At 47.2% G+C, this 14,105-nt stretch carries 12 protein-coding genes; 9 read left to right on the top strand and 3 right to left on the bottom strand.

Features of this window, described 5'->3' with window-relative positions:
- Position 1 precedes the first annotated feature (1 nt).
- From MHI55_RS28510 to fni, 3 genes are all read left to right on the top strand, one after another.
- Positions 2 to 1,150 carry a glycosyltransferase family 2 protein gene (locus MHI55_RS28510; RefSeq protein WP_340387817.1) on the top strand — a complete coding sequence of 383 codons (1,149 nt, stop codon included), beginning with the start codon at positions 2 to 4 and terminating at the stop codon, positions 1,148 to 1,150.
- Positions 1,147 to 2,628: a phytoene desaturase family protein gene (gene crtI, locus MHI55_RS28505; protein ID WP_340387815.1), complete on the top strand. Its 1,482-nt coding sequence runs from the start codon at positions 1,147 to 1,149 to the stop codon at positions 2,626 to 2,628. The genes MHI55_RS28510 and crtI overlap by 4 nt, the downstream gene beginning before the upstream one ends.
- 333 nt (positions 2,629 to 2,961) lie before the next feature.
- Complete coding sequence (gene fni / locus MHI55_RS28500; RefSeq protein ID WP_339191057.1) at positions 2,962 to 4,029, top strand: type 2 isopentenyl-diphosphate Delta-isomerase; 1,068 nt, start codon at positions 2,962 to 2,964, stop codon at positions 4,027 to 4,029.
- Between the two features lie 150 nt (positions 4,030 to 4,179).
- On the opposite strand, the gene MHI55_RS28495 is transcribed toward fni, so the two are convergent.
- Both MHI55_RS28495 and MHI55_RS28490 read right to left on the bottom strand, forming a co-directional pair.
- Positions 4,180 to 4,632: a hypothetical protein gene (locus tag MHI55_RS28495; RefSeq protein ID WP_339191059.1), complete on the bottom strand. Its 453-nt coding sequence runs from the start codon at positions 4,630 to 4,632 to the stop codon at positions 4,180 to 4,182.
- Between the two features lie 75 nt (positions 4,633 to 4,707).
- Positions 4,708 to 5,142: a hypothetical protein gene (locus MHI55_RS28490; protein WP_339191062.1), complete on the bottom strand. Its 435-nt coding sequence runs from the start codon at positions 5,140 to 5,142 to the stop codon at positions 4,708 to 4,710.
- A 214-nt stretch (positions 5,143 to 5,356) separates the two neighbouring features.
- On the opposite strand from MHI55_RS28490, the gene MHI55_RS28485 reads away from it, so the two are divergent.
- A complete protein-coding gene (locus MHI55_RS28485) occupies positions 5,357 to 5,827 on the top strand; it encodes a GNAT family N-acetyltransferase (RefSeq protein WP_339191065.1) in 471 nt (156 codons plus the stop codon).
- Positions 5,828 to 6,019: 192 nt separating this feature from the next.
- A complete protein-coding gene (gene ychF / locus MHI55_RS28480; protein WP_127549029.1) occupies positions 6,020 to 7,120 on the top strand; it encodes a redox-regulated ATPase YchF in 1,101 nt (366 codons plus the stop codon).
- A gap of 139 nt (positions 7,121 to 7,259) precedes the next feature.
- Here the strand turns inward: ychF and MHI55_RS28475 are convergent, their stop codons facing one another.
- Complete coding sequence (locus tag MHI55_RS28475; RefSeq protein ID WP_340387813.1) at positions 7,260 to 8,114, bottom strand: carbon-nitrogen hydrolase family protein; 855 nt, start codon at positions 8,112 to 8,114, stop codon at positions 7,260 to 7,262.
- Positions 8,115 to 8,635: 521 nt separating this feature from the next.
- Between MHI55_RS28475 and prfA the strand changes: the two genes are divergently transcribed.
- From prfA to MHI55_RS28455, 4 genes are all read left to right on the top strand, one after another.
- On the top strand, positions 8,636 to 9,703 hold the full coding sequence (gene prfA / locus MHI55_RS28470; protein WP_017691918.1) for a peptide chain release factor 1: 1,068 nt from the start codon (positions 8,636 to 8,638) through the stop codon (positions 9,701 to 9,703).
- A 24-nt stretch (positions 9,704 to 9,727) separates the two neighbouring features.
- Positions 9,728 to 10,612: a peptide chain release factor N(5)-glutamine methyltransferase gene (gene prmC / locus MHI55_RS28465; protein WP_083685084.1), complete on the top strand. Its 885-nt coding sequence runs from the start codon at positions 9,728 to 9,730 to the stop codon at positions 10,610 to 10,612.
- Positions 10,613 to 10,697: 85 nt separating this feature from the next.
- Entirely contained in the window at positions 10,698 to 11,918 is a 1,221-nt protein-coding gene (locus tag MHI55_RS28460) for an FtsW/RodA/SpoVE family cell cycle protein (protein ID WP_076254008.1), read from the top strand.
- Between the two features lie 270 nt (positions 11,919 to 12,188).
- Positions 12,189 to 13,409, top strand: coding sequence for an FtsW/RodA/SpoVE family cell cycle protein (locus MHI55_RS28455; RefSeq protein WP_036667775.1), 1,221 nt, complete (start codon positions 12,189 to 12,191; stop codon positions 13,407 to 13,409).
- Positions 13,410 to 14,105 lie beyond the last annotated feature (696 nt).

Genomic DNA, 14,105 nt, shown 5'->3' with positions numbered 1-14,105 from the left:
CATGAATGCATCTGAAATCTTCTGGATTGTGCTTACCTGCATATTGGGCGTACAGTTACTGTTCGCTCTATGGAATGTCTCCTGTCTGCCCAAAGTACGTTCATTCCGGGCAGACAAGATACAACCACCAGACCTGCTGGTCTCGGTGCTGATTCCAGCCAGAAATGAAAGACTACATATCGAAGGATGTCTTGAAAGTGTACTCGCGAGTGATACGTCGGGATTCCGGATGGAAGTATTGGTGCTGGATGATCGCTCCGAAGATGAGACAGCGGCCATGGTACAAGCGATTGCGGATCGCGATGCACGTGTGCGTCTGCTGCATGGTGTCGATCTTCCCGAGGGCTGGATGGGGAAATCCCATGCGTGTCACAGGCTGGTTCAGGAGGCCAAGGGAGAATGGTATATGTTCGTGGATGCGGATGTGCGTCTGGAGCCAAGTGCCATTCGGCAGACTCTTGCGGCAGGGTGTGAGCAGAGCGGGGGGCTGGTAACCGGTTTTCCTTATCAAGTAACGAAGACGTGGATGGAAAAACTTGTTGTGCCCATGATGGTCTTCACCATCATCAGTCATCTGCCCATTTTCATGATACGCAGATCATCCAGTCCGATGTTTGTGGCCGCTACGGGGGCTTTTTTGCTGATTCATCGCTCCAGTTACGAGGCTTCCGGTGGTCATGCTGCCATTCAGGCACATCTGGTGGATGACATGAGTCTCGCCAAAGCAGTCAAGCGTGCAGGTCATCCGGTGATGCTGACCGACGTGCATGACGTAACGAATACCCGCATGTATCAGAACGGTGCAGAAGTATGGAACGGATATAAGAAAAACATGTACGAAGGTATGGGGCGCAAAGACGTGCTACTTCTGGGTACGATGCTGATGTATACGCTAATGTATATTGTGCCTCCGCTGGGCTTGATTATTGGACTCATGACGGGTAGTTCGGTGTCCATTCTGTATGGATTGATAGGAACTTTATTAGGTATGGCTGTGAAAAGAGTAGCGGATCATACTGGCGGACAACCCTGGTGGCTTGCCCTTCTGCAACCGGTCAGCATGGCCTGTGTCATTGCCATCGGACTTGCTTCCTGGCAGGCAGGCCGCTCCGGCAAGGGGTATGTATGGAAAGGTAGGCGGTACAGTTGAGAGGTAACGTCATTATAATCGGTGCAGGATTTGGAGGTCTGTCGTGTGCAATACGACTGGCTTCACAAGGTGTGCAGGTGACCATTCTGGAACGGCAGCAACACGTAGGTGGCAAGCTAAAGCAGATTGAGCGGGACGGGTATCATTTTGACCGGGGACCGAGCACAATCACGATGCCATCGACCTTTCGTTCAGTCTTCGACCATGCGGGTGTAGCAATGGAAGATTACGTACAGTTATATGAGCTAGAGCCGCGCACACGTAATATTTTCGCAGATGGCACAGTGGTAGATTTGTCAGGTAATCGTGGGTGGATGAAGGAGCAGATCGCAGCGTACAGTCCGGAGGATGCGGCTCGTTATGATGCGTTTATGGATGAGTCTGCTGCACTGTATGCGGAAGCCAATCGTCATTTTCTGGGTAAATTGCTGCTGTCTCCTTCTGACAAATACAATCTCCAAATGCTGCGCAGCTTGCTCCGCGTGCGGCCAACGGTGAAGCTGGATAAGCTGCTACGCTCGTATTTCCAACATCCGCATACGCTCGCTATGTTCGGACGGTACGCGACCTATGTGGGATCATCGCCGTATCAATCGCCTTCCATCTTTGCCATGATGGGGCATGTGGAAGCAGAAGTGGGCATCTACGGAGTCAAAGGCGGAACCTATCATCTGATCGAAGGAATGACCCGGCTGGCACAGGAAAAAGGCGTACGAATCATTACCGGCACGGAGGTCCGACAGATTGTTGTTCGGAATGGCAAAGTGGCAGGTGTAGACACGGATCAAGGCTTTCGGGAAGCCGATCAGGTGGTTGCCAATGGAGATGTGCTTAGCGTAAATCGACTGCTGCTCGCACCGGAACATCGGAAAGAAATGAGCGATGCCCGCATACGGAAGTATGAGCCATCCATTTCAGGATTTGTGACGCTGGCAGGTGTGCGAAGGCAATATGATGCGTTGTTACACCATACGGTCTTTTTCCCGGAACGGTATGAACCGGAGTTCGACCATATTTTCCGTGACCGTAAAATGCCCGCCGATCCCACGATCTACATCTGTTATTCCGGTTATTCGGAAGCGGGCATGGCTCCGGCGGGAGCCAGTAATCTGTTCATTCTGGTCAATGCCCCCTACTTGTCGGATTCATGGAATTGGGAGCAGCAGACGGAACGTTACGGAGCGTTTGTGCTGGAACAATTGGCAGCGCGGGGAATTACCGGGTTGAATAAATCCGATGTGCTGATCCGGTACACACCGCGAGATATCGAACGGGATACCTTGGCGCATCAAGGGTCGATCTACGGCATCTCGTCCAACTCGGTGAAGCAGACCTTTATGCGACCAGGCAACCGAAGCAAAGATGTACAAGGACTCTGGTACGTCGGCGGAACGACACATCCAGGCGGCGGAACCCCGATAGTGACGTTGTCCGGACAGCTTGTTGGTGAGCAATTGGCATCGGAAATCTTGAGATAAGTTTGTTGTGCAGATGATGGAGTGAAAATGTGTTTTGTTGATCCATGTGCGTGTGTATCGTCTCTGCTAACCAGCTTCGAAGATGCGACAGATGATCCGTGCTGTTGAGTAGGTATGAGATAGTGGTGCTCCGGGATTTAAGTGAGACATTTGGTGTCGGGGCATCCTTTCAATAGCCGGTTTGGAACGTTATACTGGATAGAGTTAAACTGCTGAGCTGCAATGCTTATAGGATTAATGTTTTGTCTTTTGCAAAAGACGTATATACATAGAAGTAAGGAACGGGCAGGTTATCCTGTCGATCCGCACGATTCTCACATAGGAGGTCTCATCATGAATGAACAAGAGCGAGCCGGCGAACGGCTGCTTCCCGAAGTGGCTACGGGAGAACGGAAGCTAGAGCACGTGCGCCTCTGTCTTGAGGAGAATGTGGCAGGAGAAGGGGTAACCAGCGGTATGGAGCGGTTTGCGTTTCGCCATCACCCACTGCCGGAACTGGATTTTGAAGAGGTGCATCTGGAGACTTCGTTTATTGGCAAAAAAGTACGTACACCCTTGCTCATCAGTTCGATGACGGGTGGAAGCAAAACAACAGGCGCCATCAATGAGCGCCTCGCCCGAGTAGCAAACGCCAGAGGCTGGGCGCTCGGCGTAGGTTCGATCCGGGCTGCCGTGGAACAGCCGGAACTTGCGAGTACCTTCGATGTGCGGCGCTGGGCACCGGACATTCCGGTCATTGCCAACCTGGGTGCGGTGCAGCTGAACTATGGCTTCACCACAGCTGATTTCCAGCGTGCGGTAGATATTGCGGGTGCGGACATGCTCGTCCTTCACCTGAACACGTTGCAGGAAGTTTTCCAGCCGGAAGGTAACACCAACTTCAGCGGATTATTTCAGCGGATTGAAAACTTGTGTCGTGAGCTAGACGTACCTGTTGGCGTAAAAGAAGTAGGTTTTGGCATCGATGGCGTGACGGCTCAACGCCTATATGAAGCGGGTGTCGCGTTCATTGATGTAGCCGGAGCAGGGGGCACAAGCTGGGTGCAGGTAGAGAAGTACCGCAACAATAACCCGGTACGCCGGGCAGCAGCTGAAGCTTTTGCCGACTGGGGCATTCCCACAGCGGAGTGTATTCAGGAAGTACGAGCGCTGAATCCTACTGGTGCCCTGATTGGCAGCGGTGGACTGCACACTGGTGTGGACGCGGCCAAAGCTCTCGCGCTCGGTGCGGATCTCGCTGGTTTCGGTCGATCTCTGCTCAAATCCGCAGTCGCTTCGGATGATGCGCTGAATGAGCGGTTGGAACAGGTTGAATTTGAACTGCGTACCGTGATGTTTGGCATTGGTACAGGTCGGATTGAGGATCTGAAGCAGACATCACGTCTGGTGGAACGGCGTTAGACCGGGGTTGAAATGAAGATGATATAAACTTCATTAGGAGTTATTTAATTATATATTTTGAGTCTACTCGTATTGCTTGCTATATAATCTGGAACAAAAATAGTGTAGAGGATACTTCATTAACAAGTATCCTCTACACTATTTATAATATTAAAATTGTCGGGCGCTGATATTCATATCCATTTTATGACCTGTTGAACTATATATATAAACTTTGACGTTTGTTGTGCCTATGACACCTATTCTTGTTGTTTTTTGAGTCCCTTTTTTGATTGGAATATCAATTGGGGAAAGATTGCCCACAGTATGTTTGGCATAAATAGTATCCGTACTATTGTTCTGAATCCAAACATCGGCATCTTCCCCATTGTCAGGAACCAATGTGAAGGATTTTTCGTATGCATTGTAACTGCTGTAATTGAATGGTCTGATAAGCTGTACATCCATTGGATTAATAATCGGATCCTCAGTGTTCTCCATAGTGATCGGAGAAGTAGTAAGAGCATCTTGCACTCTATCCTCTAAATCAACAGCACTAGCTGGATGTACAGAAAGTAATATGGACAAAGCTACGCCTGCACCTAAAATTATGTTGAATAACAATGTAATTTCCTCCTCTATGCTTTTAGTATGTAATGAGGATGTTCCAATTACTTATATAATTATGTTGCCGAATGATTACATACATTCATCTTTCACGGTGATATTCTCATTGGTTACAGTAACGTAGGAATTGCCGGACAAGTATTCGGTATAACCGCAAACTGTTTTGTTATAGGTTTTTCCGCGACTGTCCGTAAACGCCAAGGAGACGACACCCTCCCCGGAAAGTTTCAGCTGCGGGGCGAATTTTACGTTTGCTCCGGTGGGAATATCCTTGTCGAATATGTAGGTGGAGCCACTCTCGTTGTTGTTAAACGAGTTGTCGCCTTGAACCAGGCTGGCCTGAATATTGGTGAGATCATAGTCGGATTGATTGTGGATCGTGATCCTTAAGTGGCGAAAGGGATCGATTGCATTCAGAAAGCTCATAAAAGCGACGATGGCGATTCCGAGTATGATAGCGAACAAGATAATCATTTTCTTTTTGGAGAATCGGCGACGTGTGTTCAATATGATCGACTCCCTTCCTTCATGAGGTATAAACGATGGGAAGAGATCAAAAGTTATAAATAAAATGGATAAATATGAAATTGAAGCTCGAATCGTCAGAATTACTTCATGCGCTAAGTGAGAGAACAGGATACAATAAGATACTAGTAGTGCAAGAAGGATTGCACAGAGATCATACATAATGAAGATCACTCGAAATAAGGAGGGGAAAAAGTTGGAACTTTCTCCAATGAATCAGGAAGATTATGCGAGTTTTTGCATTCGATCGATTAAGGATTTTGCACAGGAAAAAGTAGAAGCGGGCACTTGGGCTGAGGAAGAGGCACAGCAACTGGCGGAGGAATCTTATGAACGTTATCTGCCAGAAGGCTTGAACACACCCGGAGCGTATCTTTACAATCTGGTGCATCCTGTGGACGGCAATGTAGGGTATATCTGGTTTAATATCACGGATAATCGTCGCGGGAAAGATGCTTTTTTGCTGGATATTGTGGTTGAAGAAGCGCACCGTGGTAAGGGATACGGAACAGAGACGATGCAGGCGCTTGAACGGACGGCCTTGAGTCTTGGCGTGGATCGCATTGGTTTGCATGTGTTTGGACATAATGTGCGGGCGAGCAGCCTGTATCGCAAGATGGGATATGAGGTAACGGACCTGACGATGTACAAGGAAATCAAAGGGTAAACCTAATAGCGGATAATCTAGGCCAAACTTAAGATCTGCGAAAAACGAATTATCCGCAGTAACCGGGGATTTCGGGAAGCGTATGGGACTCTGGTCGAATTGGCGAAGTTCCTTGATGCCTTGAGGTTTGTCATATATAATGTATAGGATTATCCATACCGAACAAGTAATCAATGAGGAGTTGTCATATACATGGCTTTGAAAGCAGGAATTGTAGGGCTTCCGAACGTCGGAAAATCTACGTTGTTTAACGCAATTACACAAGCAGGTGCCGAATCGGCAAACTATCCGTTCTGTACAATTGACCCTAACGTGGGGATCGTTGAAGTACCAGATGAGCGTTTGGACAAACTGACAGAACTCGTTGTACCTAAGAAAACAGTACCAACGGCGTTTGAGTTTGTAGATATCGCTGGTCTTGTTCGCGGTGCGAGCAAAGGCGAAGGTCTGGGTAACAAGTTCCTTGCCCACATCCGTGAAGTAGATGCGATTGTACACGTGGTACGTTGCTTTGTAGATGAGAACATTACACACGTCGATGGCAAAATTGACCCGGTAAGCGACATCCAGACAATCAATCTGGAGCTGATCCTGGCCGATATCGAGAGTGTTGAGAAGAAAATCGATCGCTCCAAGAAAAACATGAAGGGCGGCAACAAGACTGCCTCTCAAGAAGTAGAAATATTGGAGAGAGTGAAGGCTGTTCTGTACGATGACAAGCCGGCACGCAGCATGGAACTTACGGATGATGAGCTTCTGATCGTGCGCGATCTGCACTTGCTTACCCTGAAGCCTGTTCTGTATGCAGCCAATGTAGCTGAGGATGAAATCGGCGATGTGGCGAACAATGCATACGTGCAAAAAGTAAGAGAATTCGCAGCTGCTGAGAACGCAGAAGTGGTGCCAATCAGTGCAAAGGTTGAAGAAGAGATTTCTGAGCTGGAAGGCGAAGATAAACAAATGTTCCTGGAAGAACTCGGTATCGAGGATTCCGGTCTGAACCTGTTGATCAAAGCGGCTTACAAATTGCTCGGTCTGTACACATACTTCACAGCAGGTGTACAGGAAGTTCGTGCGTGGACAATTCGTAAAGGAACAAAAGCGCCTGGCGCAGCGGGTGTCATTCACACCGACTTCGAACGTGGATTCATTCGTGCAGAAGTTGTTTCCTACGACGATCTGGTTGCAGCGGGTTCCATGAACGGTGCCAAAGAGCGCGGACAACTTCGTCTTGAAGGTAAAGAGTACGTTGTAAATGACGGCGACGTTATGCACTTCCGTTTCAACGTATAAGTTGTTACTCGTTTATATGTAGATTCAATAACCAAAACCCTACGATCTTCTTGTGAAGATTGTAGGGTTTTTAGTATCGATGTAAGGGGCCACCTCAATCGTAATGTACTTATGTACGCTCAATTCATACGAGGTTTGCTTAGTTACCAACAATAGTCTTGAAAGAATAGTGTTCTTTATTTATATCAAACGAATCCGCAAGCATTCTTTCGCCATTTCTAGCTTGATTAAGAAGATCCGGGTCTAATTCAGCTATGAGCAACTCAACGTTGTCTTGAGAGGCATCAATTATATTATCACCTAGAGGGTTCCATACACCGCTATGTCCACACGTATCCCAGACTCCGGTTGTTCCAACGTGATTACACATCGCAGTAAATATCGTATTATCCAGAGCGCGGGCAGGAAACCATACTCGTGACTCTTTGTACCCCATTCCTTTACTAAAAAGAGAGCTACCCATATATAAATGACAGCCATTTTGTGCTAAAAGACGAGAATGTTCAGGGAAACCTGCGTCATAACAGATGGCCATCCCAATATTCCAGCCCTTTAATTTAATGATGACCTGCTCATTATTGATTGAAAACATTTCTTTCTCCGTATGAAATAAATGAGACTTGTCATAAACACCTACTTCATGTCCATTGGAATCTATTATAACTGAAGAGATGAACACATCCTCGCCTCTTATTACAGGGGTTCCGATGATTGACCAAATGCCGTACTTTTTGCATGCTTGACGCAACTTATCAATCCTCGCATCATTAATGGAGAGTGTATATTCAGTTACATTGGATTCTACGATTTCTGGCACATATCCCGTCAGATATTTTTCTGGAAACATGATAATATCGGCGTGCTCTTTTCCAGCTTCTTCAATCATCTCATAAGCCCTATTAACGTTCTCTTCAATATTTCCGTCGATCGAAGAACATTGTGCCAAAGCAATCTTTAATTTTTCTGTTGGAAAAACAGCTGGTGTTAAGTTCATAGCATCCATTCCCTCCTAAACTAAAATATCAAAACTATGAATTATAGAGCCCTTGTATATATTTTACAACATCAGAAATAAACTTGAATGATCTATTTGTTACAAACATTCTCGGTAGGCGAATCCATCAGCGGAATGACAACGAGTGAAAGTTGAGAAAATTGAATTATAAAAATTAGTTCATCCGCATGCGGAACAGTTACTATTCAGAACCATAAGAATATGCTATAATTAAGAGTCGTATACCACGTTAAAATTCGCGCTGTAACAGATGAGCTTAAGCGTGTTTCATACAGGGTACGCGATTTCTTGATTTCACTTTAAAAGTAAAGGATTTGATGACGTTGTAGCGATGTTATACGTCGATCATACAGGAATGTGAATACATGCTGCGGTCAGGGGATTCGGTGAGAATCCTGTGCGTTGTGGAATATAGATTATAGATGTTATGAATAATGAAACCGAAATAATTATTAAAAACGATATTTGCATGGACAAAATAATGTGTGAGGTGACTATACATGTTGGATAAATTACAGGCGTTAGCCGACCGTTATGACAAGTTGAGTGAGCTTTTGTGTGACCCGGATGTGGCAAGTGACAACAAAAAGTTGCGGGAATATTCCAAAGAACAATCTGATCTGCAACCGACTTATGAAGCGTACAATGAATACAAACAGGTAAGTCAGGATCTCGAAGCTGCAAAGGAAATGCAGGGTGAGAAACTGGATGATGAGATGCGTGAAATGGTCAAAATGGAAATTGACGAACTAAGCACTCGCCAGAAGGAACTGGACGAATTGATTCGTGTGCTTATGCTGCCAAAAGATCCGAATGACGACAAAAACGTTATTGTTGAGATTCGCGGAGCAGCTGGTGGAGATGAGGCAGCGTTGTTTGCAGCAGATCTGTATCGGATGTACACACGTTATGCAGATGCACAAGGCTGGCGTGTAGAGCTGATGGACGTTAACACAAATGATCTCGGTGGATTCAAAGAGGTTGTTTTCCTGATCAACGGACGTGGCGCTTACAGCAAAATGAAATACGAAAGCGGCGCACACCGTGTGCAGCGTATTCCAACAACTGAATCCGGCGGACGTATTCATACGTCAACTTCAACGGTTGCGGTCATGCCTGAAGCCGAAGATTTTGATATCGAAATTCATGACAAAGACATCCGTGTTGATACGTTCTGTTCCAGTGGTGCCGGTGGACAATCGGTTAATACCACGAAATCCGCAGTACGGGTAACGCACGTTCCAACGGGAATTGTGGCGACATGTCAGGATGGAAAATCACAGAACTCCAACAAGGAAAAAGCGTTGCAGGTTCTGCGTACACGTATCTTCGATATGAAACGTATGGAAGAGGAAGCGAAGATCTCTGTTGAGCGGAAGAGCAAAGTGGGAACGGGCGACCGTAGTGAGCGTATTCGTACGTACAACTTCCCGCAAAGCCGTGTGACGGATCACCGTATCGGTCTGACGATGCACAAGCTGGATCAGATCATGAACGGGGAGATTGAAGATATCTTGTCTGCACTGACGATTGCTCAGCAGACCGAGTTGATGGATAGAGGAGAATAATCTGTGACCCGCGCGCAGTTTGTCATGACGCCGGAACAGAGCTGTCGGGAAGCCTTCGTGGAGGCTTCCTCTTTTTTGGAGAAGTGCGGCGTGTACGAGCCGCAAAACAATGCCCGGCTGCTGCTGGAACATGTACTCGGCGTTTATGGCGCCGCGTACTACATGATGCAGCCGGAGCCTTTTCCCAGCGAGCATCGCAGCCGCTGGGAGGACGCCGTCACGCGCAAGGCTACGGGTGAGCCGGCGCAATACATTATCGGCAGCCAGGAATTCTATGGGCTGCCGTTCGAGGTCACGCCGGCCGTGCTGATTCCGCGGCCGGAGACCGAGCTGTTGGTCGAGGCTGTGCTGCGCGAAGCCGACCGCGTGTTTCCCGACGGCGCTCCGCTCGCCGTCGATATCGGCACGGGCAGTGGTGCCATCGCGGTGACGATGGCTTCACTGCGCCCGCGCTTGCAGGTCGGCGCCGGGGATCTCTCGGCGGCTGCCCTGCAAGTGGCCGCGCGGAACGCGGCCGCGAACGGGGTACAGATCGACTTCCGTGAAGGCGATTTGCTGGCCCCGTTCGCCGGGGCACGGGTGGACATCCTGGTGTCCAACCCGCCATACATCCCGGCGGCGGATATCGCCGGGTTGCAGCAAGAGGTGCGCGATCATGAGCCGCGCATGGCATTGGACGGCGGTCCGGACGGGCTTGCACCGTACCGTATCATGCTGGAGCAGTTGGCGCTGTTGCCTGCGCCGCCGCAGATCATTGGTTTTGAGCTGGGCCAAGGGCAGGCTCGCGACATTGCAGCTTTGCTTGAAACGGCGGGACATTGGCCGGAAATTATCATTGTACCGGACCTTGCCGGAATCGAGCGGCATGTCCTGGGTGTTCGTACTTCGGAACAGGTGACGAAAATGTAAGGTTCTGCGGGTTTTCTTTTTGCCGTGAAATCCTCTACAATGAGATATACCGAAGATTTCTGAATGCTTGGGGGAACATAATTACATGCTGCACAAATTTAAAAAAATAGACTATTCTATTGTCTTTATACTCGTTATTCTGATGGGTATCAGTATTTTATCGATTTACAGTACAACGTTTGGTCGTCCAAAGCTGGAGGGACTCCCGAAAAGCGCAGTGATCTTTTATATTTTGGGCTTCGTAGTCTTTTTTGGGATGTCGATGATCAACTATAAATTCATAATCAAAAATTATTTATATATCTATGGCGTGGGGATGCTCCTGCTCATATTCGTTATGTTCTTTGGTAAGGAGTATTATGGTGCAAAAGGTTGGCTGTCCATCTTCGGGGTCAGTTTGCAGCCTGCTGAATTGTTCAAGTTATGCCTGATTGTGTTTTTATCGGCCTTTTTGGCCCGAAAGAAGAACCGTCCGCTCTATTTTGGACGTGACGTTATTCCGATTTCGCTCTGTGTTCTGCCGCCGTTACTACTCGTATTGCTTCAAAATGACTTGGGAAATGCATTAAGCTATGTAGTCATTCTTGTGGGCCTACTGTGGATTGGTAACATTAAATTTACGCATGCCCTCATTGGCTTTATGATCGCAGTGGCTGCTTTTATCGGTGGTACACAGGCGTATATTCATTATCATGATGAGATTGTTAAATTCCTGAATGACATTGGACGTTCGCACTGGGCGGATCGTTTTGACCCTTGGCTTGTACCAGAGCTGACCTCAAGAGATGTACTCTGGCAGACGTATAATGCAAAGCTTGCGATTGGTTCTGGTGGGATTACAGGCAAAGGTTATATGGAAGGCACAACGATTCAGTCGAATCGGGTGCCGCTGGCCTATGCTGACTCCATCTTTGTGCAGATTGGGGAAGAATTTGGTTTCATCGGTGCCTCGGTACTGCTTCTCCTGTACTTTATCCTGATTCACAGGCTGGTGCTGATTGCACTGGAGTGTAAGGATCGCGCGGGGCCTTATCTCATTGTTGGGATCATAGCGATGCTGCTTTACCAGATCTTTGTTAATATTGGTCCATTCATTGGTCTGATGCCGTTGACAGGAATTACGCTGCCGTTTATCAGTTCGGGTGGTACCTCCATTATGATCAACATGATTAGCATGGGTCTTGTAATGAGTATTAAGGTCCATACGGAAGAGAATGAGGATATTCTTGGCTCTGCGGAACAACCGAGTATTACGGATCTGGTGAGGAAATTGCTAAGACGCAAGCCATCCCAGCAGGAGCAATAACGTTTCTGAGTCAAACCGTGAAATAGCACGTCAGATTTATGTATATAAGCTAGATAACTATAGAACCCTGGAACAGACCAACCCAAGTTACATTGGGTGGATGTTTTGGGGTTTTTATTGTTTTTACGGCGTAATTCAGGCCGTTGAATAGTTCGTTTTTTAACCTGAAACGACCCTGATTTCCATTTTATTATCCAATTATATACAATGGTAATATTGAGTTCAATTGGAAATCATAGAATGCTAGATTTCAGGGGGATGGACAGAGTCATGTTGAGAATGTTGAAAAAGATGGACGGTGTGATTCTTTTTGTAATGCTGTTGCTCATGATTATTAGTGTATTTGCGATTTATAGCGGAACGCAGACAGATGCCAACTTGGCGAATCATCATGTCAAAACGATGTATTTCTATGTGGCCGGGTTCATTGCGGTGCTTGTGATCGGGCTTGTGAATTACAAGTTATACGTGAAATATGCGTTTTATTTGTATGGCTTGGGGATCATACTACTGATCCTGGCCAATGTCCTGGGAAGTTCAATCAATAACGCCAACGGTTGGCTGAAGCTGGGCGAGAACTTTTCTTTTCAACCGGCAGAGCTGTTCAAGATGATTCTGATTCTGTTTCTCGCCCATTTGATCGTGAAGAGACAACGAGGCACGCTGAAATTTTGGAGAGATATTGTGCCGATTGGCTGTTGGGCGTTTATTCCGTTTGCCCTTGTTATGGCTCAGAATGATTTGGGGAATGCGCTGGGGTATGTGGTGATTTTGGCTGCGGTATTCTGGATCGGAAATATGAGGCTGAAGCACGCATTGATTGCACTGGCGATTGTGGGAGTGGCGTTCTTTGGTTTTGTCAAAGCCTATACCTTCTACCATGGTGAAGTATTCACTTTTCTTGAAAAGATAAAACGTGAGCATTGGGCGGAGCGGATTGATCCCTGGCTTGTACCGGAAAAGGCTACCTCAAAGGCTTCCTGGCATACGAAAAATGCAGGTTTAGCCATCGGTTCTGGGGGCATCATCGGCAAAGGTTATTTGCAAGGAACATCCGTTCAGAGTGGACGAGTCCCCTATACGTATTCTGATTCCATTTTTGTTGTGATCGCAGAGGAGTTTGGGTTTGTTGGTGCATCCGTACTGATTCTGTTGTACTTTATCCTGATCCACCGCATGGTGCTGATTGCTCTGGCATGTAGAGATCGCGCGGGACCCGTCATCATTGTAGGTATTATCGGAATGTTGTTGTATCAGGTGTTTGAGAACGTGGGGGCGTTCCTCGGACTGATGCCACTCACAGGTATTACGTTACCGTTCATCAGTTACGGCGGCACCTCTTTGCTTATAAATATGGCTTGCATCGGTGTAGTCATGAGCATTAAGTTGTACGGGCAAGAAGAGGAGGATGAACTTCTGATGGGAGAGCAGCAACCCCGGTTGTCGGAACGTTTATGGAATATGCTCAAGAAAGAAAAAAGTGCTGTGTAACTGTTGAGTCGGTGTAGGTGAAAGGTAAAGCGGTGGGACGTATAACGTGATCGTTTATAGGAATGAAGAGGTTGATTTGCCCTGTAACCAGGTGCGGATAAGCCTTTTTAACATGATGGGTGAGAAAGTGTGAATGAGAGATGAAAGAAGCAATGCATAGGTGTCTTCGAGCCTGCTGTAGGCTGAGGCGAACCTGAAAGAGTTGGAAATAGAGTGTTGAGCATTGTGTGGAGCTTCAGGTGCCAGCTGTTAGGAGTTAAGAGTTAGGTGGTGTTAGGAGCTAACGAACCACACACGTCTTATTCGGGGATTTGAAGTGTCTGGAGAAAACTAAGGAATCTGAGACACGTTATATCAGTATAAACAGCCTTCTGTAGCGTGTTGATCAGATAACTTTGGGGAATAACGTGCCTCATGTTCCTTACAATTTCAAAAGAATGCCTGAAGGGCAAATAAGAAGTCCTCGGTTCTTTAGAACATCGACTGGTCACTCGCGAGAGTCATTCGCCTAGGGTCAGCCAGTACAGTCTTCAAGGCTTTTTGGACGCTGACATTTTGTCATCGTATAACTTGCCTGGGTTTAACCACACATTCTAGTAGTACGTGTTCAAAAAGTTGGGTTTTCAGTACCGAGAAGATGGGATGAGGCTAGAAATGGAGTAGTGGAGCGTAGGATAAACTACGTGAGCAATCAAA

This window comes from Paenibacillus sp. FSL E2-0151 (assembly GCF_037993015.1).
Taxonomy (GTDB): Bacteria; Bacillota; Bacilli; order Paenibacillales; family Paenibacillaceae; genus Paenibacillus; species Paenibacillus amylolyticus.
This window is presented reverse-complemented; position numbering and strand designations above follow the sequence as displayed.